Annotated in this window: 20 protein-coding genes and 1 tRNA gene; 9 read left to right on the top strand and 12 right to left on the bottom strand. The window is 65.9% G+C overall.

Features of this window, described 5'->3' with window-relative positions; translation table 11 throughout:
* Positions 1-123 precede the first annotated feature (123 nt).
* A complete protein-coding gene (locus ACOOHB_RS01625) occupies positions 124-936 on the bottom strand; it encodes a TIGR02391 family protein (protein WP_420443084.1) in 813 nt (270 codons plus the stop codon).
* 108 nt (positions 937-1,044) lie between these two features.
* Between ACOOHB_RS01625 and ACOOHB_RS01620 the strand changes: the two genes are divergently transcribed.
* From ACOOHB_RS01620 to ACOOHB_RS01610, 3 genes are all read left to right on the top strand, one after another.
* Positions 1,045-1,188 carry a hypothetical protein gene (locus tag ACOOHB_RS01620; protein ID WP_420443083.1) on the top strand — a complete coding sequence of 48 codons (144 nt, stop codon included), beginning with the start codon at positions 1,045-1,047 and terminating at the stop codon, positions 1,186-1,188.
* Between the two features lie 115 nt (positions 1,189-1,303).
* On the top strand, positions 1,304-1,474 hold the full coding sequence (locus ACOOHB_RS01615; RefSeq protein ID WP_420443082.1) for a hypothetical protein: 171 nt from the start codon (positions 1,304-1,306) through the stop codon (positions 1,472-1,474).
* A gap of 425 nt (positions 1,475-1,899) precedes the next feature.
* Positions 1,900-4,650 carry a DNA methyltransferase gene (locus tag ACOOHB_RS01610; protein WP_420443081.1) on the top strand — a complete coding sequence of 917 codons (2,751 nt, stop codon included), beginning with the start codon at positions 1,900-1,902 and terminating at the stop codon, positions 4,648-4,650.
* Between the two features lie 133 nt (positions 4,651-4,783).
* Here ACOOHB_RS01610 and ACOOHB_RS01605 read toward each other — a convergent pair whose 3' ends face one another.
* Positions 4,784-5,110 (bottom strand): hypothetical protein, encoded by a 327-nt coding sequence (locus tag ACOOHB_RS01605; protein WP_420443080.1) that lies wholly within the window; start codon positions 5,108-5,110, stop codon positions 4,784-4,786.
* 650 nt (positions 5,111-5,760) lie between these two features.
* Between ACOOHB_RS01605 and ACOOHB_RS01600 the strand changes: the two genes are divergently transcribed.
* The 6 genes from ACOOHB_RS01600 to ACOOHB_RS01575 all read left to right on the top strand — a co-directional run bounded on the left by ACOOHB_RS01600 (position 5,761) and on the right by ACOOHB_RS01575 (position 10,186).
* Positions 5,761-6,795: a hypothetical protein gene (locus ACOOHB_RS01600; RefSeq protein ID WP_420443079.1), complete on the top strand. Its 1,035-nt coding sequence runs from the start codon at positions 5,761-5,763 to the stop codon at positions 6,793-6,795.
* The gene (locus ACOOHB_RS01595; protein ID WP_420443078.1) at positions 6,788-8,464 is read left to right on the top strand and encodes a hypothetical protein; all 1,677 of its coding nucleotides are present in this window, start codon (positions 6,788-6,790) and stop codon (positions 8,462-8,464) included. Before ACOOHB_RS01600 ends, ACOOHB_RS01595 begins: the two co-directional genes overlap by 8 nt.
* Positions 8,465-8,658: 194 nt before the next feature.
* Positions 8,659-8,734, top strand: a tRNA-Arg gene (locus ACOOHB_RS01590).
* A complete protein-coding gene (locus ACOOHB_RS01585; protein WP_420443077.1) occupies positions 8,734-8,943 on the top strand; it encodes a hypothetical protein in 210 nt (69 codons plus the stop codon). The genes ACOOHB_RS01590 and ACOOHB_RS01585 overlap by 1 nt, the downstream gene beginning before the upstream one ends.
* Positions 8,944-8,991: 48 nt before the next feature.
* Entirely contained in the window at positions 8,992-9,771 is a 780-nt protein-coding gene (locus tag ACOOHB_RS01580; protein WP_420443076.1) for a TIGR03617 family F420-dependent LLM class oxidoreductase, read from the top strand.
* A 55-nt stretch (positions 9,772-9,826) separates the two neighbouring features.
* Complete coding sequence (locus ACOOHB_RS01575; RefSeq protein WP_420443075.1) at positions 9,827-10,186, top strand: hypothetical protein; 360 nt, start codon at positions 9,827-9,829, stop codon at positions 10,184-10,186.
* A gap of 1 nt (position 10,187) precedes the next feature.
* On the opposite strand, the gene ACOOHB_RS01570 is transcribed toward ACOOHB_RS01575, so the two are convergent.
* The 10 genes from ACOOHB_RS01570 to ACOOHB_RS01525 all read right to left on the bottom strand — a co-directional run bounded on the left by ACOOHB_RS01570 (position 10,188) and on the right by ACOOHB_RS01525 (position 24,945).
* Complete coding sequence (locus ACOOHB_RS01570; protein ID WP_420443074.1) at positions 10,188-11,027, bottom strand: DM13 domain-containing protein; 840 nt, start codon at positions 11,025-11,027, stop codon at positions 10,188-10,190.
* Positions 11,028-11,107: 80 nt separating this feature from the next.
* Entirely contained in the window at positions 11,108-11,659 is a 552-nt protein-coding gene (locus ACOOHB_RS01565) for a disulfide bond formation protein B (RefSeq protein ID WP_420443073.1), read from the bottom strand.
* A 54-nt stretch (positions 11,660-11,713) separates the two neighbouring features.
* On the bottom strand, positions 11,714-13,207 hold the full coding sequence (locus ACOOHB_RS01560; RefSeq protein WP_420443072.1) for an MFS transporter: 1,494 nt from the start codon (positions 13,205-13,207) through the stop codon (positions 11,714-11,716).
* Between the two features lie 168 nt (positions 13,208-13,375).
* Positions 13,376-14,206, bottom strand: a complete 831-nt coding sequence (locus tag ACOOHB_RS01555) for an enoyl-CoA hydratase-related protein (RefSeq protein WP_419921911.1) — start codon at positions 14,204-14,206, stop codon at positions 13,376-13,378.
* A 129-nt stretch (positions 14,207-14,335) separates the two neighbouring features.
* Positions 14,336-15,994, bottom strand: a complete 1,659-nt coding sequence (locus ACOOHB_RS01550) for a S1C family serine protease (RefSeq protein ID WP_420443071.1) — start codon at positions 15,992-15,994, stop codon at positions 14,336-14,338.
* Entirely contained in the window at positions 15,994-17,097 is a 1,104-nt protein-coding gene (locus tag ACOOHB_RS01545; RefSeq protein WP_420443070.1) for a phosphotransferase family protein, read from the bottom strand. The genes ACOOHB_RS01550 and ACOOHB_RS01545 overlap by 1 nt, the downstream gene beginning before the upstream one ends.
* A gap of 12 nt (positions 17,098-17,109) precedes the next feature.
* Positions 17,110-17,964 carry a 3-hydroxybutyryl-CoA dehydrogenase gene (locus ACOOHB_RS01540; RefSeq protein WP_420443155.1) on the bottom strand — a complete coding sequence of 285 codons (855 nt, stop codon included), beginning with the start codon at positions 17,962-17,964 and terminating at the stop codon, positions 17,110-17,112.
* Between the two features lie 53 nt (positions 17,965-18,017).
* Positions 18,018-18,434: a cobalamin B12-binding domain-containing protein gene (locus ACOOHB_RS01535; RefSeq protein ID WP_419921908.1), complete on the bottom strand. Its 417-nt coding sequence runs from the start codon at positions 18,432-18,434 to the stop codon at positions 18,018-18,020.
* A gap of 9 nt (positions 18,435-18,443) precedes the next feature.
* Positions 18,444-22,235, bottom strand: a complete 3,792-nt coding sequence (locus ACOOHB_RS01530; protein ID WP_420443069.1) for an adenylate/guanylate cyclase domain-containing protein — start codon at positions 22,233-22,235, stop codon at positions 18,444-18,446.
* 70 nt (positions 22,236-22,305) lie between these two features.
* The gene (locus ACOOHB_RS01525; protein WP_420443068.1) at positions 22,306-24,945 is read right to left on the bottom strand and encodes an ABC transporter permease; all 2,640 of its coding nucleotides are present in this window, start codon (positions 24,943-24,945) and stop codon (positions 22,306-22,308) included.
* Between the last annotated feature and the right edge of the window lie 42 nt (positions 24,946-24,987).

Below are 24,987 nucleotides of genomic sequence, written 5' to 3'. Positions count from 1 at the left end.
TACTTGTCCTCTGTCTCACGCTGCGGTTAGCCGGTAGATGGACGTGACACAGCAGGACTAGCGGATTCGCAATCCGAGCGATTCGACTGGTGGTACTGATCGCAACCGAGCCCCCTCCGGACGTCACGCCTCCCGGACGACGTCAGCCGTGTCTACCCATCGAGCGAGCACGCTGAGTGCCGCTAGGAACTCGATGGCCTGCTGTTCGGACAATTCGGCGGTGCCGTGCGCGTGCATGTTCCGGATGCCCTGCGCGCAGCCTCTTCCGAACGCCCCAGCGCCTTCATGCGCAGAGGTCCATCTGCGTGATGCCTTGCCGTCTTCAGACTTCTCAGGGATTGCGCTGAAGCGCAGCCTGGACCTACCGGGCTCAGGCGGCTCGGTGCTGAATGCTTTGCTGTAGAGGTCAGGGCCGCTCAGGCTGCTCAGGTTGGTCTTGTGTTGGGTCAGCTCTTCGACGGCGCGCGCTGCGGCATCGACTGCATCCGTCCAATGGCTGCTATCCCATCGATCCACAGCTGCGTTCCACACCCAAGGATGCAACTGATTCGCGGCCAGCAGCGGTCCGCTCGGACCGAGAATCGCTGACCGCACGCTCCTGTTGCGAAGCACCCCAACTAGTCGCTGGGTCGCCTCCATCGCCGACGCCCACCGCCAACCGAACGCGTCGGTGGGGAGCGGCGCGAATCGCGCCGGGTTGTCGACGGCATCAACTTCTACAGCGATGTCTTCGATCAACGGCTGACGCTGCAGAATCTCGGCGTGGAACTCAGCCAGAGCCTCACGAGTCGGTTGCTCATCAGGATGCGTGCGCCTGCTCCCGCCTCCGACGATCACTGGTGGCTTGATCTTCGCCAAGTAAGCGTCCTTGGCCCTGTGCTGCGCGAGGAGGTCTTGGAACTCGTCGACAACTGCAGCTGCTCTCTCGTAGTCCAAAGTGCCCACCTTGCCCGTTCGAAACCAATCCCGGCAGATCTAGGGGAACATATCCGCAGAATGCGGATTCTTCGTTGCGGACCGAATAGATGACGTCAAAGCGGCAAGGTGGGCGCTCTCGCCGATGACGTCACCGACTGCGCTATTGGCGACCCGCTGCTGGCGCTCAGCGACCAAGAGCAGGTCCCGAACGCCACAGGCATCGCAAGCTCCCGAGCTGTGGACCCCGAATGGCTACGACTTTGGGTGTAGCACAACCAATGGTCCGCAGTGCTGTCACACACCAGCCATATGGTCGCGTCCGCAATGCCCCGTCTTAGAAGTTCGAAATGAGACGCCCGAACCGACGCCTCCCGGAGCCAACCCGGTGGACGACGATCGCCGCGCCGTCTACGAACCTTGCCTGCTAAACCTGCCCGGCGACGCCCCCAGCTGCGGCGACCTCACCTCCGACCAGAAACCCGTCAAGGTCACAGAGACCGGCATAGATCCCTACCGGCTCGACCGAGGCGACAACGGCTGGGGATGCACCGGATAGCGCTCGCCGACGCCAGTCTCGAGTCGGCTCCATGTCTCCGACCGCCCGCTGCTGCACTTGAGGGGACTCCATGACCGCCACGACCGAAAGGCAAGCCCACCGCCAAATGATCCAAAGCACCATCTCTCGGCTCGCAAACCATGTCCCGTGCCAAGTTTCTTGCTCAGTTGCGGACTGGTTTGCTTCGGGCGTCGGAGGCTTGGATTCGGTGAACCGTCGAGGACTCCTCCGCGGCCGTCCGCTTGATCGCGTTCACAGCGAAGGTGTCGCCTGCCGTCGGCGGCTAGGGAAACGGTTGAGATTTTGATCCTCACAAGGCGAGTCACCGGCCTGCGCGGTGTCGGGACTCGAAACGCTTCGCTCGCTTGTCCCGTCGGTGCACTGCTTGTTACGGTGCGGAATCTGGTGCGGGCGACAGGGGCCTTATGACTGCGGAGATCCAGAAACCGGCGATCCGCCGAAGGGCGGCGGGCTTTGCCGAGCGGTGGGGCGGCACGACCAGCGAGAGTGCTGAGAAGCAGACATTCTGGAACGAGTTCTTCGAGATCTTTGGGTTGGACCGCAAACTCACCGGCCAGTTCGAGCGACACGCGAAACGAGTGAGCACGGGCGGCGTTGGCGCCATGGACATGCTCATGCCCGGAGAGATGGCGGTCGAGCACAAGTCGGCGGACAAGGACCTCGACGCCGCAATGGAGCAACTGCTCGACTATTTGCCGTCGCTGTCAGACGCGGAATCGCCATGGCTGCTTGTCGTGTGCGATTTCGCCACGTTCTACATCGACAACCTCAGGACAGGTCAGAGTGTTCGCTTTCCACTCGGCGGGCTCGCTGAGCACATCGAAGAGTTCTGGTGGCTCGCTGGGCACGAGAAGATCGGAGACGAGTTCGAGAGCGAGGAAGCGCTCAACTTCACAGCGACGCTTCTGATGCGTGACCTCCACGACAATCTGAGCGACACCGGATACCCGGATCATGCTCGCCGTGTCTGGCTGACGCGGGTGCTCTTCTGCGCCTTTGCCGACGATACGGCCGTGTGGGACCGCAACCTCTTCATGACTTACGTCGACCAGTCACGGGAGGACGGCAGCGATCTGGGCGGGCATCTGGCGACGCTGTTCCAGGTCCTGAACACGCCCGACGGAGACCGCTCAGCCGGCCTGGACGAACACTTGGCAGCGTTCACCTACATCAACGGTGACATCTTTGCTGAGTCCATCCGGCTGCCGTACTGCAACGAGGACATCCGCTCTGCGCTGCTCGAGGTGTGCCGCTTTGACTGGTCGTCGATCTCGCCAGCGATCTTCGGCTCGTTGTTCCAAGAGGTGATGACTCCGCTCGAGCGGCGCGAGATCGGCGCCCATTACACGAGCGAGCAGAACATCCTGCGCGCCATCCGGCCGCTGTTCCTCGACGACATGGAAGCGGAGCTCAAGCGAGCCGACACTTTGCCGAAGCTCGAGGCGTTTCACGAGCGCCTGGCGACCGCGACGTTTATGGATCCTGCCTGCGGGTGCGGGAATTTTCTCGTCGTCAGCTACCGGGAGCTGCGCAGACTCGAGCTTGAGACGATCAGGGCGATGCAGGGCAAGCGTGCGTCGAGACGGTCAGGCACGATCAGGACCCTCGGGGAACGCGCAGCCAGCCTCGACCTGATCCTGCGCATCACGCTGGATCAGTTTCGGGGCATCGAGATCGAGGAGTTTCCGGCACGTATCGCTTCGACAGCTCTCTATCTGGCGGATCACATCGCGAACAGGGAGGCATCACGGGAGTTCGGCGACTACTACCAGCGGTTCCCCATCGAGCGCAGCCCGCACATCCACATCGGGAACGCGCTCGACATGGATTGGGATGACCTCGGCGAGGGCCAAGAGATTGATTATGTATTCGGCAATCCGCCGTTCGTCGGATTCGTGCTGCGCACCCAATCTCAGAAGGACGACCTCGTACGTGTCCTTGGAGACCAGGCATCTCGACGCGTCGACTACGTGTTCGGCTGGTACGCCAAGGCGTTGGACTACGCGGCCGACAACACGCGCTGCGCGTTCGTCTCGACCAACTCCGTCACCCAGGGTGAGCAGGCAGCCGTGCTCACAAGACTGTTCCAGGATCATGCCGCCAACGTGCGTTTCGCCCATCGAACGTTTGCGTGGAAGAGCGAAGCCCGCGGTCGTGCCAACGTCCATGTGGTCATCATCGGGTTCGATCAGATACCGACCGGTCGACGCGTACTCGTCGAGTACCCGGAGATCGATGCTGAAGGCGAACAGCGCGACGTCAAGCAGATCAACAGCTACCTCGTAGAAGCCCCCAACATCCTGATCATGCGCAGAAGGAAGCCACTGGGCGACGTGCCTGAGCTGCGCATCGGAAGCAAGCCGAACGACGCCGGCAATCTGCTTCTCTCCCCGGACGAGCGGCACAGCCTGCCGCAGTGGATTCAGGACCGCTACACCCGCAAGGCTTGTGGTGGCCGCGAGCTACTGAACGATCTCGAACGCTGGTGCCTGTGGCTTGCCGACGCATCACCGAAAGAACTCCGCGAACTCCGCAAGACCAAGGCCATCCGGGATCGGCTCGAAGGGGTGCGAAAGCACCGTTCTGCCTCGCCGAACAAGCAAACACAAGCGACCGCTGCAACGCCGGCGCTGTTCTGGAACAACAAGCAGCCCAAGTCTCGCTTTCTGGCAGCGCCGGAAACCGGCAGCGAAGCCAGGCGCATTGCCCCGATGACGTACCTACGGCCGACCACGATCATCACGAACACCGTGTATTCGATAGAAGAAGCGCCCCACTGGTTGTTCGGGATACTGCAGTCGGCGATGTTCGACAGCTGGATGAGGGCCGTCGGTGGCCGATTCAAGAACGATCCGCGCATTTCTCCAGGTGCCGTGTACAACACATTCCCGTTTCCCAAATTGACACAACCACGGATCGACGAGATCGAGCTAGCGGCTTCGCAAGTCATTGAGGTCAGGTCCGACTTCCCTGAATCCTCACTCGCAGATCTCTACCACCGTCTTTCAATGCCCCCATCGCTGGTGAAGGCGCATGATGCGCTAGACCGCGCGGTCGAACGCAGCTACAGCCCAAGAAGACTCCTGGACACCGAAGCAAGGCGTCTCACACTGCTGTTCGACGAATACCAAGAACTCACCTCAGCAACGCAATAGACGACGGACGAGTGCTCTGTGATGTGGAATCCATGAAGTCATCAGCGGTCACTCTCTGACACGGCCTCTCGTGTAGGTACCGAAGGCGCGGAGCTCGAATTTCCGGAAGCTGGAGGAGTCGGTGCCAAACACCTCATGAAGGTACCGAGCATTCCTGCACGCGATGCTCGTTCCCCCACAGTTCGATGCCGAGTCCGTGTTCGATGCGGGCGAGGGCGGCGAGGTCGCTCCATGTGTTGCCGTGGATGGCGTTGAACAGTGCCTGGCGGGAAGCGGCGGCGAGACGGGCGGCTTGTCGCAGGCTGAGGTTGTGGTCTGTGAGGTGTCTGCGGAGCCGTTGCGAGACTGCTTGTGCGAGGCGTGCTTCGGGTGGCGCGTGGTCTGCGAGGCGTCCGTCGGGCCATTCGCTGTTGTGTTCGAGGTCGTCACGGGGGCGCTTGAGACTGCCTCGTCGGACCATTATGCGGGACGCTAGTGCGCTGCCTGCTCGGCTCATGTCGGCCGATGGCGCCTCGCACCGTTCCTCAGTTGGACTCGTTATCTCGGTCAACGGATACCGCTATCACGGTTCGCGGATGCTGTTAGCGGTGTGTTCGCAGGGCCTCGCATAGTCGCTATCGATCCCGTGGGCTCAGCTGGGGCCCGATGGGGTGGCGGGCATCGGTCTCGCGGCCTGAGCGCGTGGGCTCTCGGTGTGCTGGCACACCCGCTTCGTGGTGTCATTTCATACGGACAAACGGGAGGCTTGGCTGCCGCCGCCGCCAGTGGGGCGCCGGGAAACCTCTGGAGGAACGCTGTCGATTCGGTCGAGCACCAGCGGACAGCGGCAGCTCAGCCAGGCGTACGGCGCGCATGAATGTGCGCGATTCCGGCGCGCCCGCGACAAGCGCGCAGCACGCGCGAGCGCCGAAGACCTCCGATCGCCCAAGAAACCATATCTGACCTGGGACTTCGCGCATTTCTGGCCGGCTGCGGCTTCGCGGCCGTCGACCAAATATCCCGCTCGCGCCGATCTCGCTGGTACACACGGTATGTCGCAGCGGGCCAGAACGTGTCATTGCCGGACAAGACATTCCACGTTCTGGCCCGCCCAAGCCCGAAGGCCATGGGATGGACATTAGCAACAGAGACCCCGGAATCGGCCCTAAACGGCCGCTCCGTGCTGAGACGCGCGACGGCACCCCCATGCTGCCGCTCGACGAGTTCTGGGGGACGTCGCTGCTGCGCGCAGCGATCCCGGCGTGGAACCTCTGCATGAACGACGAGGACCGCCTTGAGCTGTGGGCGCCGGTGCTCCTTGAGGCCCTGCACGGCCTCTATGGGGCCAATCCAACCACGGCAAAGAAAATCGTCGCCGACGCTCAGCGGTTCATCCGATTCCTGATCGCCCGCGGCGTGGAGTACTGGTGGCAGGTCACCCCTGAACTGGTGGACGAGTTCCTGTGGGCAGCACGCCCCGACCGAAACGGGCGTCACCGGTCGGTGTCAGCGGCCACGGCCCGCAACCGCCGCTGGACCGTTAAGGGGTCGCTGGAAACCACAGTGTCGCTCGGCGTGAACTTAGACGTCGCTGCGCTGCTGGGAGATCCCATAGGCAGCACCCCGCCCAAGGAGTCCGCGCGGCCCCTCACCGAGGTCGAGGCCCAGACCGTCCGGGACTTCGCCGATGCGGGACTGTGGACGTCAGAACGGCCGGTGCTGGCCGGCCTGGCATTCGCCGGCGGGACTCCCCGAGAGATCGCGGCGGTCACTGGCGCCGACGTGGACATCGACAACGCCACAGTGCGCTTCAGCGGTTCCTCGGAACGCACAAACCCTGTCGATGAGTGGAGTCTCGTCGAGATCGCGTCGCACTTGCGCAGCAATCCTCACAAGACCCAACCCGGCACGCCGCTGTGCGTCACCGCGTCGCTGCCTCACGGACGCGCCACCCATTCGGTGACGGTTCGGCTGCGCAACATCCTCATCGACGCCGATCTCGCCGGGCGACCCGGCATAAAGGCAGGCTCCATCCGGCTCACCGCCGCCGCGGCCATAGCGGCCTCCGACGGCATCTTCGCCGCAGCACGATTCCTGGGCAACAAGTCGCTGGACCGCACCGTCGCCGCGCTCGGCTGGAACTCCCACGGAGCCCCCGATGCCTAGCAGCGGCAACAGCCGGGGCAGGCCGCTATTCGAAGGCCGCACAGCGGTACGCGACGACGAAATCGAAATCTACGAGGACGAGCTCCCGCCAGAGACCCGACCCGCCGGGCCCAACAACGCGCCGGGCGATGCCTCCAGCGACTCAGAACGCACCGTCCAAGGGCCGGGCATCAAGCTCACCCCAGAACAGGAACTGTTCGCACAGGTGTGCAGCGACGGGTTCTGGCGCCAGTCCGAGCACTTCCAAGCCATCATCGACGAATTCGACTATCCGCCCGGAGAGCCTGCCCGCAGTGGGCCCAAGCGCACGTGGACCGCCGCGGACATGCTGGCCTTCAGCGCAATCGAGATCACCTACGGCGGGACCGTCGTAGCCCAGAGTCTCATCAGCCCGGACACCGCCGGCGGCAACGTGGGGTCGCTGTGGGACAAGCTGCGATGCGTCCTGGAGGCCTGTTGGCCCGATCATCCCGAACGGCGCCTGAGCGAGTCACGCCCGGATCGCTTCAAGTTCTACCGGTTCCGCATGGATTACCTCTCCGTCGAAACGCTTCTCGGTTTCGCTGACAGCGCCACCGGCAGCGCGATCGACGCGGCGATCCACGGCGGATGCCTGCAGCCTCGAAGAGGGACCCGCACCAACCCTGACCTCTCCCAGTGCGTTACTGCTGACGAGACCGAAATCAAGGCGATTCACAACAACAAGACTCGCAAGCGCCGCGACAACGACGCCAAGCCACACACCAACCGGGACGGCACCCGGTCCACCGCTCCGACCACGAAGATCGTCGTCTGCGCCGTACGCAGCAACTTCAAGAATGAGCGCTACCTCCTCAGCTTCGACCCCAGGCGCGACAGGGAAGGGACCGAAGCAGACATCGCCATCGACGCCATCGAGCGCATGCGCAAACTCCGACCCGATGCGCACATCGGAGCAATGATTCACGACATGGCCATGCACTCAATGCAGATGGACCGGCTGCTGGACCAAGGAATACACGGAATCGCCAAGACCGCCAGGACACCGGGCAACAAATACGCGGGCCGCAGCCTCGGAAAACACAGATTCAAGCGAACCGACGGCACCACGACCACCCTCGCAGTCCAGGCCACAGACGGCAGCCCGAACGTGTTCTTCGTCGACAGCCACGGCCACAAATATCGCGTCGCACTCGACCCCCGCTACCTCGAGCCTCGAAAACGACAGAAAAACGGGCGGACGGTCATGTACATGTACTGGAGCCTTCCCAACTACCCGCTCGTACCCCCCGACCTACGAGGCGCGACCGTCAGAATCCGGCTCAACAGCACCGACAAAGAACGCGACCAGAAACCCCACAGGCGCCGCACAGCCGCACTACGAGCCCACCCCGAATCCCACCCTGGCTCCGCGCAGTACTTCGGCCGCCGACAAGACATCGAGTCCTACTTCGACACCCTGAAATCCAGACTGCCGAACCGACGCGCCAACTTCTACCACAAAGAAAGCCTCATCTTCAAAGGCATCGGCATCAACCACAAATTTGTGACCATCGCAACACTCGCCTACTGCAAACGCGTCGGCGCCGACACCGAGCCATTCTTCGGAAAATACCTCCAACTCGAACCCGGGATCTTCCAAAACAGCGACCCAACGCCACAAGGAAACGGCGCCAGCGCCGAACCATAGCGTCACGCACCCCAGACATCCCTACAGCACGCCAAGGCGCCTACCGAAGCGCGCCCCTCAAAGCGCGTTGACCTCGGACTAGTCCTTCAAACGTCTCCCAAGTGCCAAAATCGAACCCCGAAGAGCACCCGCAATGCCAAAACGCCCCCAAACAATTCGCACAAGGATTCGCACTACGTTGTGCACACCCGCCCGCCCTCGTAGCTCAGGGGATAGAGCGTCGGTTTCCTAAACCGTGCGTCGCAGGTTCGAGTCCTGCCGGGGGCGCCATGCACGTCAGCGCGACATTGCCCCAGCACGACCTGCGAGCTGTGCCCGACGAGGTGCGGCGGATCGAGGCCGACGGTTACGACTGCGTCGTCACGATGGAGAATCGGCACGAGCCGTTCATCCCGCTGGGCATCGCTGCGGTGCACAGCGAGCGGGTGCGGCTGTCGACCAGCGTGGCCATTTCAGCTTTCCGCGCAGCCCGATGGTGACGGCCTCGACGGCGTGGGACTTGCAGGCGGCGTCGGAACGGGCGATTCGTGCTCGGCCTCGGCAGCCAGGTGAAGGGGCACAACGAGCGGCGGTTCAGCGTGCCGTGGTCGGCGCCGGCGCCCCGCATGGCCGAATACGTGCAGGCGATCCGGGCCATCTGGAACACGTGGGCCACAGGCGAACGGCTCGACTACGACGGCGAGCACTACCGCTTCTCTCTCATGACGCCCAACTTCACGCCCGAGCCGCTCGAGGGCCCGGCGCCGCCGATCATGATCGCTGCGGTCGGCCCGGCCATGCTGCGGGTCGCCGGACAGCACTGCGACGGCGTCCGCCTACACGGCTTCTGCACGCCGGACTACCTGCGAGAACACGTCATCCCGCAGCTGCAGACCGGGCTCGACCGGGCCGGGCGCAGCCGCAGCGACTTCTGGGTGACCGGCGGCGGGTTCATCTGCACCGGGCCCGACGACGAGACCGTGGACCGGATGGTCGAGTGGGTTCGCTACCGGATCGGTTTCTACGGCAGCACCCGGGCGTACTGGCCAGTGCTCGAACAGCACGACCTGGGCGAGCTGGGCGAACGGCTCAACCATCTCTCACGCAACGACGGCTGGGGCCAGATGGCCGGCTGCGTCGACGATGACGTGGTGCGGCTGTTCGCCGCCGTCGGCCGTCACGACGAGATCGCCGGTGCCATATCCGAGCACTTCGACGGACTGGTCGACGAGGTCAACGCCAGTGTGGCCGCCGACATCGCTGCCGACCTGCCGCCCGACGTGATCCAAGACATCCAAGCCATCCCGTCAGCCGGGCAACCCGCCTGATCACACCCGCCTGGGAGAATGTGCGAAACGTCTGCAACCAGCGAAAGGAACAGCCATGCCTGAGGCATCTGAGGCAATTGTGGAAATCCGGGACTACACCATCGAAGCGGAGTGGTTCGAGGCCTATCGGGAATGGGCGTCCGAGCTCGCTGGGCCCTGGCTGAGGGCCAACCTGGACGTCATCGACTTCTGGGTGGATGACGGCCACGAGCCCGAAGTCGCCGGATCCGCCCCGGTGGTGTCCCCCAATGGTCAGCCGAACGTGTGCTGGATCATCCGCTGGCCCAGCAGGGCCGCCCGCGAGGAAGGCTTCCGGGTGACACTCGGCAGCCCGGAGTGGCAGGACATCTGGGCGAAGCACCCCAACACCAACGCCTACCTCCACCTCAACGTTCGTTTCATGAGAGCTGCTTGACTCAACCGACGGGGGCGAGCTCGGCAGCTCCGAAGGCCACGCTGAAACGAACGCACCAGATCACCACGGTGCGATACCGGTCCAGGTCGGTGCCAGCAGGCACCTCATAGTTCTGCGCGCCGATGTTGCCCTTCATGTCGCCGAGGTCGATGAAGTCCGAAGCCAGATCGCCGACCGAGTCGTTGGGCCTCGCTGCCGAGAGGTACACGTTCAGGTCGGGTCCGTTGTCGGTCGCAAAGTCGTCGTCGAAACGCAGAAACGTCTGCGTGCCGTCAGTCAGCACCGCAGCGGTGCCCGAAGAAGGATGCGACCGCGAAATGAAGCTGCCCACCGCGGCGACCCGCACAGCGCCCTCATCGGCGGCCATCGCCTCGGCCGCGCCCATCATTTCGGCCTTCTCTCGCTCGCGTTCGGCGGCGAGCTGTGCAGCCTCGTCAGGGCCCAACATCTGCTCTTCGGCGGCTGCCAGCCGGGCAACCCCCTCGCGCATGATGTCGAGCTCGCCGTACATGACTCCCATCGCGTCATCCGAGCCATCGGCAAGCGCTTCTTCGCGCATGCGGTCCATGCCGGCTTGGAGCGACTCCCGCTGCTCGGCGAGGGCACTCGAATCACCGCCGGCCACAGCCGCACTGATGAGATCGTCGATGTCGGTCTCGCCAAGAGCCACCGCGAACTCGGGGGCCTCCTCGTCCACCACCTCGTCTACGAAGATCAGGTGGAAGCCAAACACGAAGAAGGCCAGGAAGAAGGCCAGCGCGGCTCCCGCCGCACAGACGGCGGCAGCCGCCCAGCAGCCGCCTGTCGTCCGGGGAATCAACCTGTTCAGCAACTGCCTCATCGCTCGGTCGCTCTCCTGTTAGTCATGGCCTCAACCGTAGGAGCCAAGTGCACTGGTGCATGGTCACCAGCCGCACAGGGTCAGGAACGGCGACGCGAGAGGTTCAACAGCACCCCAACCAGGATGAACACGCTGCCGGCCATGTAGGGGATGGACACGAAGCCGAACTCCCACGCGTATCGCACCGTGCACGGGCTGGTGATGCTGCACGTTGTGCTGCCCTCGAGCGTCGGGAACAGCTGCAGCAGGTAGTGCCACATGGACATCGCAGCCCCCACAACGCACATCGGCAACGTGTACACGTGAACGCCCTGATCCCGCCGCAGCCATCCCACAGCCAGAACGAACGCCAGCGGGTACATGGCGATGCGCTGGAACCAGCACCAGCGACACGGCTCGAGATGGGCAATCTCAGACAGGTACAGCGAGCCCAGCGACGCCCCGATCGCCAACAGCGCGGCGAAGCTCAAGAAGGCATGGGTGCTCATCGCGGCAGATTGGCGGTAGTTCGCGACGCGTCCGAAGCGCTGATTGTGCCGCCGCCGCATCGTCGCAACCGTCAAGCCCACGGTCGCGACGTTGCAGGCGATCGCTGCGAGAGCGAACACGTCGAGCATCTGCGCCAATGTCACGGATGCTCAGCGTGCCATACACGCCTGCATACCACCAATTGCCAATATCGACTACTACCTGCTTGAGCGGTCCGATCGGCCGATGGGGATCCAGAGCGACGCGAATGCAGCAATCGCGAAGACCAGGAAGAACACCAGCACATGCTGGTAGTAGACGAGCGCGCCCTCGCCGGAGTCCTGCTTCAGCAGCGCGAACAAGCCAGCGATGCCGATCGCCGAGGCCGCGTACCGCAGCGTGTTGAACAGACCGCTGACCTCGCCGAAGTACGACTCGTCCACCCAGGCCAGCGCCACGCTGTTGAGCAGTGGCACACACATGCCCCAGCCCAACCCGAACAGCGCGATGGTGGGTGCCATTTCGCGGAGATAGTCGGCCTGAGTGCCCAGCCGAACCACCTGCCATCCGATGGCCATGATCTGTATGGCCGCACCGGTGCGGCAAAGCGTGATAGCGCTCCATCGTTCGCCCAGCCGGCTGAAGAACACCGTGGACGCGCCCGCCACGATGGGCCCGACCGTGACGCCGAGTCCGACTTGGTTCTCGGAGTACTGCCAGAAGTTGAACATGAACAGCGGCCAGATCAGCCAGATCGCCTGCGACGACACGCCCACCAGGAAGTTGGCCAACTGCGTCACCCACACGCCCCGTCGGCGCAGCAACTGCAGGTTGAGCAGCGGCTCGGGATGGCGCAGCGAACTGGTGACAAACCAGGCGAACGCGCCCACACCAACGGCCGCTACGGCGAGTGTGACCGGCGACGTCCAGCCCCAGACCCGGCTGCCCTGCATGATTGCGGTGACCAACGCGGCGAGCCCCACCGTCCCTGCTGCCGCTCCGGTGACGTCGAGCCGATGAGAAATCTCGGGTGTCGGCAGTTCGGTGAGGACCCGCCACGCCACCACGAACATCAGCGCGGCGACGGGAGCGCTCACGAAGTACAGAACCCGCCAGCCGGCTGCCCCCAACACGACCGCGGCCACCCCCGGGGCAATGCCGGCAGCCAGGGGACCGGCAGCGGACCACAGACCGACTGCGGTGGTGCGCCGTGACGCAGGAAAGAGCGGCAGCACCAAGCTGAGCGAGGCCGGCAGGATCGCAGCGCCGCCGACGGCTTGCAGTACCCGGGCCAGATTGAGCGTCCACACGGTGGGTGCCAGCGCCGAGGCGACCGCGGACAGTGCGAACAGCGCAAGGCCCGTCAGGAACATCCGCTTGCGCCCGGTGCGGTCAGCCAAGCGGCCTGCCAGCGGCAAGAACGCGGCCGTGCCGACCATGAAGCCAGCGATGCCCCACCCCACATCGGCCGCTGTGGCACCGACGTAGCTCTCCTGGATCGCATCCAGCGCGATGTTTGTTGCAGTGCTGTTGAAGCCGACGAGCACCGTGCCCAGCGACGCCACGGTGAGCGCCCGCCAAGCCCGTCCCGACACCGCTTCGCGAGCTCGGGGACGACGCGGCGGACCCTGTCCATCCGCAGCGGGCGCCGGCTGCGGCTGAGCGCCATCAACGCGCTGAATGGCCGGCGTCGCCACCGGCGCTGCAGGCATCCTCGGCACCCTCGGCACCCGCGACAAATCAACCCGTCCGGGGTCGATCTGGCTGCGCATCCGCTCAATCGTACGGCCCGCTCACCACCGGCCAGCCAAAAAACAAATCGGCCTTAGGAAACCGCTCAAACGGCCACGCTGAGCCCAAGCGCCTGGCGGGCGAGTCAGCTACCGGCCGTGAAAGACCGGCTCGCGCTTGTCCACGAAGGCCTGGGCCGCTTCCTTGTGATCGTCGGTCTGCCCGCAGTGAATATGGTGCGCCGCTTCCATGTCCAAGCACTCGCCCATGTCGCCGCTGACGGCCCGGTTCAGGTTTTCCTTCATGTACCGGAAGGCCACCGTCGGCCCGTTCGCAAGCCGGCGAGCGACCGCACCCACCTCGTCCATCAGGCTCTCAGCACCGAACACGCCGTTCACCAAACCCAGCGAAACCGCTTGGTCCATGTCGACGCGATCGGACAGGTAGTACAGCTCGCGGGCCTTGGCCGAGCCGACAAGGCGCGACATGAACCACGTGCCGCCGTAGTCGCCGCTGAAGCCGACACGGGCGAACGCCGTGGTCATCACGGCGTTGGGTGTGGCGTAGCGCAGGTCGCACGCCAGAGCGATCGACAGCCCTGCCCCCGCTGCGGCGCCGGGCAGCGCAGCAATGGTCGGCTTGGGCATCTCGTAGAGCTTCCCGGAGGTGTCACGCTGGCTGCGGCGCTGCCGATGCACACGCGCGTCGTACTGCAGCGGGCTGCCGCCGCCCTCGCCACCGGCTGCGGCCATCCCCTTCACGTCGCCGCCGGCGCAGAACGCGCCGCCGGCCCCAGTCAGCACCAGCGCACCCACATCGCTCGCTATCTCAGCGTCGGCAATGGCGGCCACGAGACCGTCCATCATGGGCGTGGACATTGCATTGCGGCGTTCGGGCCGGTTCAGCGTGATGGTCATCACGCCGTCGGTCACCTCGACCGCGAGGTCCTCGGTTCCGGTGTCAAAGACTCGATCTGGCATCGTGAGCACTCCCTTTGTTGTGTGTGGCTCGATGGTCCCACGCCAGCCACGACGGCTCGACAGGGCGACCCGACCAAGAAGTATCGCGAACCGGAGCTGCAGGCGCGCCGCTCGCTGCCCGCCAGGGTCCTAGGACGCTTCGGTGTCGAACGACCCCAGCTCCACCTCGATCGTCCGCCGGCTGCCGTCAGTGCCGACGACCGCCATCTCGGCGCTGTCACCGGGCACCAGCGCCAGGATCTCGTTCACAAGATCGAGGCTGCTCGTGATCTCGGTGCCGTTGAACTCCACGATGATCTCGCCGCGCTCGATGCCGGCGAGGTCGGCAGCCTCGCCCTCGTCGACGCCGACCACGAGCGCACCCTGCGTGATGCCGGCGGGCACCTCGATGTCGGCGAGCTCGTCGGCCGGATCGGGCCCCGGCTCGACGGTCTCAGGTCCAGAGTCGCCCAAGCCCTCGAGGGGATCGTCGGTGACGGGGTCGTCGGAGTTGTCGGCGAGGAAGTCCTCGACGGAGATGATCCGAACGCCGAGGTACGCCTTGGCCTTGACGACGCCTTCGAGGAGCAGGTCGATGATCGGGCGGGCGTGGTCGATCGAGATGGCGAACCCGATGCCCTCGACACGTCCGCCGGCGATCGCAGTATTGACCCCGATGACCTCTCCGGCGGCATTCACCAGCGGACCCCCAGAGTTGCCCAGATTGATGGCTGCATCTGTTTGGATGAGGCGTACTAGCCGAGTGTCGTCTTCGAGCTCGATGGAGCGTTCGAGCCCCGAAACGATGCCCCTCGTGACCGTCGGCTCGCCGATGATGCCGATGGCGTTCCCGATCGCGATCACCTCATCGCCGACTTCGACGCCGTCGCTGGAGCCGAGCTTGACCGTGGGCAGGCCGTCGGCCTCGACCTGGAGCACCGCAAGATCGCGCGTCGGATCGACGGCGATGACCTCGGCGGTCATCTGCGCACCGCCGAAGAAGCGCACCTCGATGGTCTCGGCGTCAGCAACCACGTGCGCGTTGGTGACGATGCGTCCCTGCGGTGTCACGACGAAACCCGAACCGCCTCCCTCGCCGTCGGCGGTCGTGACGCGCACGATGACGACAGCTTCTTGCACCGCTTCGAGCACGGCCTTCACGTTGATCTGCTGCAGGCGATTGCCCAGCGGCGCGCCGGGTTCGCCCGACTCGCCGCGGAGCAGTCGATCCCAGTAGGCGAAGTCGGCCTCGGTAAGTACCGGCGGGGTGCCGACGACATCGTCAGCAGTAAGGGGTGCTTCGTCGGCTGCGGCGAGCAGTCGTGCGAGCTCTGACCTGAGCAGCTCGTCGCTTATCGTCCCGTCCAGGATCGGCCGCGATTGTGCATCGGGCGAACCAGCGTCGGCGATCTCAGCATCGCCCCCCGTCGCCTGGTCTCCCAATTCGGCTTGTTCGACACCGGACGCAGCGACCTCCACCGCAGTTGACGGTGAGGTGCCGATGGGCGCCGACGTAGCCGAGACAGCGCTTGGCGACGCGGTGACCGACTCTGACGTGCCGTTGCCGTCGTCGCCGCTCAGGGCCACCAGCAGAATGACGCCCGTCACCACAGCGCCGACGATCGCCCCGACCGCGCTCGCAATGGCAGTCAGCAGGCATCCCGGACGGGCCAGCGGCTCGCGGGCGATCTTCGCCGGCGACTCGTCAACCATCCCAGTCGCCAGATCCGGCGCTTGGGCTGGAGGCGTCGGTTCGTCGTCCCCTTCCGGCTCGGCAGGGGTGCTCGGGTTGGGATCGGTGGCGGTCATCAGCGGATGGCGAGGCGTTCGGCGGCGCTTGCCGACAGGAAGTCGACCGAGTCGCGGAACACACTCGTGTCGGTCTCCTGCGCGTCAGCCATGGCGCCGTGCAGATACCGGTTCAGCACACCCTCGGATATAGCAGCCAATCGCCAGTATGAGAACGCGCGGTAGTACTCGACGCCGGACACATCGCGGCCCGATGCATCGCAGTACCAGTCGAGCATCTGGGTGCGCGAAGCGAAACCGCCGGCTTGGGTCGGCGCGGAGGAGCCCGCAGACGGCTCGTCGGGCGACACCCAGTTGTTCATGAGGAAGCCCACATCTGCGAGCGGGTCGCCGAGGGTGCACAGCTCCCAGTCGAGCACGGCGACGATCCCCCAGTGCCCAGTCGGACGGGCACCAGTCGGACGGGCACCAGTCGGACGGGCACCAGTCGGACGGGCACCAGTCAGCATGTTCCCCAACCGGTAGTCGCCGTGAACGATCGCGGCCCCGATCTGGTCGGGCTTGCGGGCCGCCAGAACGGCTGCGACCTCGTCCATGATCGGGAGCTCTCGCGTCTTGGACTGCTCCCATTGGCGGGTCCAGCGCCGCAGCTGGCGCCCCAGATAGTCCTCGCGCCGACCGAGGTCGCCCAAGCCGACATCGTCAGGCTCGATGGCGTGCAGTTCGGCCAGCACATCGGCCACCCGGCGGCTGAGCGGCATGCGCTCGGCGTCGGGCACCAGCGCGGACTCGTCCGCCGAGTGCAGCACTGCGCCTTGCTCGTAGCTCATGACATAGAACGGCGCATCGTTGACTTCGGGGTCTTCGCAGAGTGCGATCGTGGCCGGCACGGGAACATCGGTGAGCCCGACGCCGGAGATGATCTTGTGCTCGCGGCCCATGTCGTGCGCAGTGGCAAGCACATGACCCAGCGGCGGCCGCCGCAGTACCACCGAGTTGCCGTCGGCGCAGTGCACCCGGTAGGTCAGGTTGGAACGGCCGCCCGCAATCAGCTCGAACCGCAACGGCGCAGCGGCCTGCGGGACATTCTGCGCGAACCATGCGCTGACGGAGACTGCGTTGATGCCCGCCGGCACCTCGACGGTCTCTGTGCCCGCTGACACGCCGGCGAACCGCTAGCTGCCGTAGGTGTAGAAGCCCCGGCCGGTCTTGCGACCCAGCAGCCCGGCGTCGCACATGCGGCTGAGCATCGGAGGCGGTGCGTAGAGCTGCTCGCGGAATTCCTCGTACAGCGACTCGGCCACGGCCATGGTGGTGTCGAGCCCGATGAGGTCGCACAGCGCGAGCGGGCCCATCGGGTGGTTGCAGCCCAGCACCATGCCGGCATCGATGTCCTCGGTGGACGCGAAGCCTGACTCCAGCATTCGCACCCCAGACAGGATGTACGGGATCAGCAGGGCGTTGACCACGAAGCCGGCCCGGTCCCCGCTGTTCACCACCCGCTTGCCCAGCCGATCCGTTGCGAACGCCCGGCACTTCGCGGCAGTTTCCTCACCTGTCAGCAGCGACGAGATCACCTCGACGAGGCCCATGACAGGCACGGGGTTGAAGAAATGCATGCCGATGACTTGCTGCGGCCGGTCGGTGGCCATGGCCAGCTTCATGATCGGGATGGCTGACGTGTTCGACGCCATCACCGCGTTCGGGTCCACCACCACTTTCGACAGATGCTCGAAGACGTCGAGCTTGGCGGCCTCGGACTCGATGATCGCCTCAATGACGAACTCACGGTCGGCCATGTCGCCGAGGTCCTCAGAGAACGACATGGCGCCGAGCGCGGCCTCGCGCCCGGCCTCGTCCAGCTTCCCTGCATTGACGGCACGGTTCAAGCTGCGCTCGATGCGAGCCATGCCGGCCGCCAGCGCCTCGTCGTTGACTTCGACGACCTTGACGTCACAACCGCTGCGAGCAGCCACCTCGGCGATGCCGGACCCCATCAGGCCGCAGCCCACCACCCCAATTTTCTCCATAGGCACGCCGGGCAATCTACCGGCCTGCCCCAATTCGCGGAGACCCGCGGCTGCTACTGGCTGCGAGCGGCGCGGGAGCGGTCGATTGCGTCGCGCACTGCGGCGACCACTTCCGCCGAGGAAGCGCCTGGAGTCAGCACCGCCGCCACACCGGCTTGCTGCATGGATTCGAGGTCGCCGTCGGGCACGATGCCGCCCAGGATCACCGGTATGTCAGCGCCAGCTTCGGCGAGGCCCGCAGTGACGAGCGGCACGAGCACCTCGTGGGCCCCCGACAGCATCGAGACGCCGATGGCGTCTACATCCTCATCGATCGCGGCCGCCACCACGCTCTGCGGTGTCTGGAACAGGCCCGTGTAGATGACCTCGAATCCGGCATCGCGCAACATGCGCGCAACGACCTTCACACCGCGGTCGTGCCCGTCGAGACCGATCTTGGTGACCAGCACCCTGTCGGCAGGCTGGGACATGCGGCGACCCTACCGGCCGGGGTGTGCGGGCTGATCGGAGTCACCCGGGTACGGGATCGCCTCAGGCAGCGTGCCGCTGACGACTTCTTTGCTCACGCTGAGTCCCGCAGCCAGCCGGAACGCCGTCTCCCAGCCTGTCGGGCGAGCGCCGAGCTGGATGATGGCCATCTCGGTTTCGGCCTGCAGATCGGCAGTGTCGGGAGCGTCGAAGGCCTCGTGCCCGATCGCCCGAGCGAGGCGCACGACGGCCTGGCTGAGCCGGCTGTCGGTTTCGTCGATGATGTTCATGACCTGCTCGAAGGTGGCCTCCATCGCGGGACGATCTGCGTCGCGCGCGTGCGCCAGCGCCCTGGCCACGAGGGCCGTGCGCACATCGAGATAGGTGCCGGTGCCGCTGGCCATCGCAGCCCGGGACCGCTCCAGGGCCTCGGCGGTTCGGCCCACCGAGACGTAGGCCATCGCCAAGCTGGAATTGAGGTAGGTGGACGGCAGGCCCTCTTCGACCGGCACGGCCTCGAGCGCGGTGACCGCATCCTCGGGACGTCCGAGTTGCAGCAGCGCCAGTCCCAGCGAGACCTCCAAGTCGAGCAAGCCGATGACCGCGGTCCGCTCGTTCGGTCCCGAGCGGACGGGCACCGGGGGCGCGGCGGGGTCGTCGAAGCCCGAACGGGCATCCCAGCCGGCCCGCAGCAGTTCTTCCATCGCCGACTCGGGGCTGCCCATCTGCACGGCGGCACCGGCACGAACGGCACGCGCAAAGCCCTCAAGCGGCCGCCCGGGCATGTCGGTCGCCCGCTGGAAGCACTCCGCGAGCACAGCGCGGCTGCGCTGCAGCTCGCCGACCGCGGCAAAGGACCGGCCCAGCAAACCCAGCGCCTGCACGACGCCGAAGTCGCTGTGCACCTGGCGGAAGACGTGCTCGGCTGCACGGGCACGGTCGACCGCGGCCAACGCTCGCCCAGACCACAATCCGAGTGACGCCAGCAGCAAATCCATCATCGCCTCGGTGAAACGCTCGCCCCGCTCGTGCGCGATGCCATGCACCATGTGGGCCAGATCCTCGGCCTCGTCGCGCTGGCCGGCGTGGAATCGCAGGAAGGCCAGCAGACCTTGGGCGGTCGCCAGCCCGAGCATGTCGCCCAGCTCGCTGAAACGCTCGATGGCGGTGTGCAGCCGATCACCGGCCTCGGCGATCAGGCCTTGTTCGAACGACAGCCAGGCCAGATTCTGCAAACACCACGCCGCACCTGTCTCGTCGCCGAGATGTCCGAAGGTGCCGTTCGCCTCGTTGATGTAGCGGTCGGCACGCCCGTAGTCGCCACCGCGCAGCGACGCGAGGCCCCGCAGCCGCAGCGTCTCGGCCGCTTCACGCACCTCGCCCATGGTGCGGAACTGATCCAGCGCGTCGGCCAGCAGCTTGTCGGCGGCAGCGTGGTCGTCCTCGGCGAGCGCGATCTCGCCCAGCACCCGCAGGCCGTGCGCTGCCGCGATGCGGTTTCCGTCGAGCGTTGCGAGCGCGCGGGCCAACTCCGCGTCGGCGCGCGCTCCGTGCAGCTCGCCGAGGCGCAGGCGTGCGGCCGCGCGGCCCAGCGCCATGTCGATGAGACGCGGATCGGCGTCGCCCAGCAGCTCGATGGCGCGCTGGTAGAACTGGGCAGCCGCATAGTGACTGTCACGCGCGGCGGCCCACGCGCCGGCCCGCCCCAGCCACTCGATGGCGACCTCGGACATGCCGCCCTCGAAGGGGTCCTCGTCGTTGCGCTTGGGGGCAGTGCGACCAGGTCCGCCGATCTCGGCTGCGGCGGCGTCGGCTCGCCCGGCTTGGTCGCCGGCGCCGAGCTCGACAGCAGAGGCGAAGTGATCCGCAATCACGCCGACCGATTCGCCGGACGGATCATCGCGATTCTGCGCCAGCCACAACGCGACATCGAGATGCCGCTCGGCTCGCGCCACCTTGGTGAGCATGCTGTAGGCCACGTCGCGCACCACATCGCTGCGGAAGGTCCACGAGTCGGTCTCGCTGGTGAGGATGTCCTTGTCCACGAGGCGCTGGAAGACACTGTCGCGAACCGAGTCGGCGTCGGCGTCGGCGTCGAGGTCGGCGTCGACGTCGGGCGCGGCCAGTGCCAGCAGATCGGAGACCGAACCGCCGCCCCCGATGACCGATGCCGCGTCCACCAAGCGGCGCTCGGGAGCACTCAGCGCGTCGAGGCGCGCAGCGACCAGACCGCGCAGCGTGTGCGGCAGCTCCGCTATTGAGCGCTCTTCGTGGTCAGACCGCGCCCCCGGGCCGACAACGCCGGCTTCACGAAGCAGCACGCTGATCTCTTCGAGGAAGAATGGGTTGCCTCCGCTGCGTTCGTAGAGCTGCTCGGCGATGTGCGCGTGCACATTGGCCCCCAGCAGCTCGGCGACCAGCTCCGTCGTGGCTTCTCGGCTGAGCGGATCGAGGTTGAGCACGACCGTGCTGTGGCGGCCCGGAGGCACTTGCCAGCGTTGCTCGTCCACGGTCCAGCGGGCGGTCGTGATGACGACGAACGGCTGTGTCGCCAGCGACGCCAGCAGCTGCTCGAGCAACAACAGCAACCGCTCGTCGGCCCAATGGACGTCGCTGAGCAGCAGCACGACTGGCCGTCGGCGGGCGAGCGCTCCGAGGAACCGGCGCAGCGATCGCAAGGTGGCTTCGGCACGCCACTCGATCTCCGCGGCGTCGCCCGAGCCGACGCGGCCCAGCACCGCCAGCACAACATCGGTGATCTCATCGATCTCTTCGTAGCTCCCTGCTGCGAATGAGTCTGGCTCGGAGAAATCGGCGGATTGCGGCTGCAGCACGTCGGCCACCAGTGACGAGATTCGTCGGGTCGCGACCACCGTGGAATCGTTGCTGCCGACGCCTGCAGCACTTGCGATGGCATCGCCGATGCAGCGCAGTGGATTTGTCTCGTCGTAGGGCAGCGCCATGCTTTCGAGCACGATCGCGCCGTGGCGCGCTTCGGCTTCCGCGGCCGCCTCGCGCGCGAGACGGGTCTTGCCCATGCCGGCCTCGGCGACGATCTGGACCAGCTGGGCGCGGCGGCGAGCGACAGAAGTGTCGAGGGCGGATTGCAGCAGCGCGTACTCCAGATCGCGTCCGACCAGCGGCGACAGCGACGCACTGCGGCGACGACCCGGCGGTGCCAGCTCGCCGCTGGCGACAAACACCTCAACCGGCTCGTCACGTCCCCGCAGACCGATCTCGCCCCGGGGCGTGTACTCCACGACGCCCGACGTGGCAGCGTGTGTCGCTCCGCCCACGAGCACCTCGCCGGCTTCCGCGATGGTCTGCAGCCGGCTGGCGATATTGACGGTGTCGCCCATGGCGGTGTAGTCGCCACCGGCCGCCAGCGCGCCCACCAGCACCTCACCGGTGTTGATGCCGATGCGCATCTGCAGGTCCAGCCCGCGCTCGGCGTTGAAGTCCTCCAGCGAACGTTGCATCCGGAATGCGGCCCGCAGCGCCCGCTCGGGATCGTCCTCGTGAGCGGTCGGCGCGCCGAACAGCGCCAGGATGGCGTCGCCGATGATCTTGTCAACCGTGCCGCCGAAAGCAGTGATGTCGGCCACGAGCCGTTGGAAGCACCGATCCACCATGTGCTTCAGCTCTTCAGGGTCAGCCGCCTCGCCCATCGAGGTGAATCCGACAAGGTCGCTGAACAGCACCGTGACGACACGGCGTTCCTCGGTCTGGACCAGCAGATTGCCGCAACTCGGGCAATAGCGCGCGCTCGGCGGCACTTCTGTGGCGCACACCGGGCAACTCATCACGACAGTGTAGAAACGGCCCGCCGCCGGGTCAGGTGTCGACGCTTCAAATCCTCACAGCCGACGGGTGCTACTCGTGCGCGATTGCTTCGAGGATGTTCATTCGGCCGGCGCGTCGGGCGGGCAGCACGGCCGCCAGCAGACCGGCCAGCCCGGCGACGGCCACGTAGATCACGAGTGAGCCGACAGGCACATCGACGTCAGTGACGAACGAGTCGGGCAACGCCAGGGCGGCTGCGATGCCCAGCACCACACCGACCACGACGCCGAGCAGCCCGCCGAACGTGGCCACGATGGCGGCCTCCCACCGCACCGCCCGCCGGAGCTGGCGCCGGGTCATGCCCACGGCGCGCAGCAAGCCGATCTCGCGGGTCCGCTCGAACACCGACAGCGCCAGCGTGTTGGTGATGCCCACCAGCGCGATCACCAATGCAAGGCCCAACAGCCCGGTAATCGTGGCGAGGAACGAATCCAGCAGTTGCTCCTGGCTCTCGCGGAATTCCACCCGGTTCTCCGCCTTGAGGCCCGGGTAGGCCGCCATCACCTTTTCCACCTCAACGCGGCTGCGTTCGAGCAGATCGCCGCGGCGCTGGGCCAGTGCCTCAGTGCTCAGCTCGGGAAAGTTCTCCGCCGTCAGCTCGCGCATGCCCGCGACCGTCACGCTCACAAACCGAACGTCGCGACGTACGAAGTGCTCGTCCCACACGACGTTGTCGATGACCCAGTTGCCGTAGATGACCGCGTCGGTGTAGATCGCTACCACCGTGAGCGTGTCGGTCTCGTTGTCGGGGAAGGTCGCTTCCAGCGTGTCCCCGACGGCGATACCCAGATCCCCGGCAGGATCGACATGCAGCGCCACGCTGGTGCGCGGATCGGAACCGGCGAAGCCGCCAGAGACGACGTTGCCGTCGAGGTGTTCCTCGACCACGTCGAAGTCGGTGGTGACGATGTCGCGGCTCACACCATCGACGTTCATGCCGCCGAACGCCACGCGCAGCGAGATGGTGCTGTCAATGACGTCCAGCACATCGAGGTCGTCCGCCACCTGAGCCGAGAAGCCGGCCGTCGGATCGAAACCGGCTTGCTCGGTCTGCACGAAGTAGTCGGACTGCACGGCGTCGGACAGCGTCTCGACCACGGTCTTGCGCACCGATGCGCCAACGACGGCAGCGATCGACACCAGCGCCAAGCCGATCATCAGCGCACCCGCGGTCGATGCGGTGCGGCGGGGACTGCGCGCTGCGTTCTCGCGGGCGAGCTTGCCCGGAACACCGAACACGGCCTGAATGGGTCGGCCGAGCCCTCGGGCGACCGGACGGGCGATCACTGGGCTGGCGATGTTGATGCCGACAAAGGTGACAAGCGCGCCGACGCCGGTCAGCGCGAGCACGGGTTCGGTATCGAGGTCGGCGAACATGCCCAGCGCCAGGCAGACGAGACCGATACCCGTGACGGCGCTGCCCAGGACCATTCGGCGACGCAGCCCGCCCGTATCGATGCGGTAGTCGTGCGCCAGCGCGGCAACCGGAGCGATCCGCCGCGAGCGCACAGCGGGAACGATCGAGGCTGCCATCGTGACGCCGAATCCGATGACGATCGCCAGCACGAGCGTGCGAGGGCGAAGCGCCAGCGGCCCCGCAGGCAGCGAGAACCCGCCCGCACGGATCACGGCGCGCATGACGACGCTGAGCACCATGCCGCCGGCAATGCCGATGGCGGTGCTGATGAAGCCCACCAGCGCCGACTCGATGACGATCGAGCGCGACACCTGTTGGGGCGTCACCCCGATCGCTCGCCACAGCCCGATCTCGCGCACCCGCTGGCTGACGATGATCTGGAACGTGTTGTTGATGATGAACGCCGACACGAACACCGCGATGAACGCGAACACCAGCAGGATCGCGCTGAAGATGTCGACGGCGCTGTCGAACTGGTCCTCCTGTTCCTGTGCGGTGACCTCACGGGTGATGACTTCGAACCGGTCTGGTGGGAACTGGTCCGGTTGGCTCGCCAGCAATGCCTCAATTGACGAGCGAACTTCTTCGAGGTCAGCTCCGGCGTCGACCCCGATGCGAATCTCGGCGACTTCGTCTTCGTAGCCCAGGAACCGCTGTGCGGTGCCCAGCTCGAACACCGACATGGTCTGCCCGAGACTCGTGTTGGATTCCGGCGAGCCGAAGTTGAACACGCCCACCAGTCGGAATGGCTCCGCGCTGAGCGGGCCGTGGACGTCGTAGATCCTCCCGACCACCAGGTCGTTTCGCTCGACCGTCGTGGCATCCACGACGAACTCGCCCGGGCCAGCCGGCTCTCGTCCGTCGATGACGTAGAGGTTCTGCGGCGAGAAGCTGAGTCCGAGCGCCGGCGGACCTTGGGGCCGGATGGACTTCCCCTCGTCGTCGATGATGACGACGTTGAGCGCTGCGACGTTTCCGACAGCCTCGGCCACGCCGTCGACTGCGGCAATCTCTGCCAACAGCGAGTCGGGCACGGTCGGACGGTCGGCCTCGTTGCCGATGTCCTGGAACGCCCGCACCGTCAGGTCGGTCTCGCCGGCGATGTCCTGGGCCAGATCGCCGAAAGCGGAACGCAGGCTGTCGGTCAGCACGAACGTCCCGACCACGAACATCACGCCCATGACCACCGACAGCGTGGTCAGGACAAAGCGGATCTTCTTCTCGAACAGGTTGCGCAGGGCGAGCTTCAGCACTGCTTCACCGTTCCCTGCCCAGCCTTGCCGGTGTCGTTCGTC

Source organism: Candidatus Poriferisodalis sp. (assembly GCF_965215815.1).
Taxonomy (GTDB): domain Bacteria; phylum Actinomycetota; class Acidimicrobiia; order Acidimicrobiales; family Poriferisodalaceae; genus Poriferisodalis.
The sequence above is the reverse complement of the archived record's forward strand: the minus strand, read 5'-3'. Positions and strand labels throughout refer to the sequence as shown.

Bases quoted from the DNA above. Each gene is read 5' to 3' on its own strand.
- ACOOHB_RS01560 (WP_420443072.1), bottom strand. From the start codon at position 13,207: ATGCCTGCAGCGCCGGTGGCGACGCCGGCCATTCAGCGCGTTGATGGC.
- ACOOHB_RS01585 (WP_420443077.1), top strand. From the start codon at position 8,734: ATGCACGTCAGCGCGACATTGCCCCAGCACGACCTGCGAGCTGTGCCC.
- ACOOHB_RS01540 (WP_420443155.1), bottom strand. From the start codon at position 17,964: ATGGAGAAAATTGGGGTGGTGGGCTGCGGCCTGATGGGGTCCGGCATC.
- ACOOHB_RS01600 (WP_420443079.1), top strand. From the start codon at position 5,761: ATGGACATTAGCAACAGAGACCCCGGAATCGGCCCTAAACGGCCGCTC.
- ACOOHB_RS01610 (WP_420443081.1), top strand. From the start codon at position 1,900: ATGACTGCGGAGATCCAGAAACCGGCGATCCGCCGAAGGGCGGCGGGC.
- ACOOHB_RS01605 (WP_420443080.1), bottom strand. From the start codon at position 5,110: ATGGTCCGACGAGGCAGTCTCAAGCGCCCCCGTGACGACCTCGAACAC.
- ACOOHB_RS01575 (WP_420443075.1), top strand. From the start codon at position 9,827: ATGCCTGAGGCATCTGAGGCAATTGTGGAAATCCGGGACTACACCATC.
- ACOOHB_RS01535 (WP_419921908.1), bottom strand. From the start codon at position 18,434: ATGTCCCAGCCTGCCGACAGGGTGCTGGTCACCAAGATCGGTCTCGAC.
- ACOOHB_RS01570 (WP_420443074.1), bottom strand. From the start codon at position 11,027: ATGAGGCAGTTGCTGAACAGGTTGATTCCCCGGACGACAGGCGGCTGC.
- ACOOHB_RS01555 (WP_419921911.1), bottom strand. From the start codon at position 14,206: ATGCCAGATCGAGTCTTTGACACCGGAACCGAGGACCTCGCGGTCGAG.
- ACOOHB_RS01550 (WP_420443071.1), bottom strand. From the start codon at position 15,994: ATGACCGCCACCGATCCCAACCCGAGCACCCCTGCCGAGCCGGAAGGG.
- ACOOHB_RS01530 (WP_420443069.1), bottom strand. From the start codon at position 22,235: ATGAGTTGCCCGGTGTGCGCCACAGAAGTGCCGCCGAGCGCGCGCTAT.
- ACOOHB_RS01595 (WP_420443078.1), top strand. From the start codon at position 6,788: ATGCCTAGCAGCGGCAACAGCCGGGGCAGGCCGCTATTCGAAGGCCGC.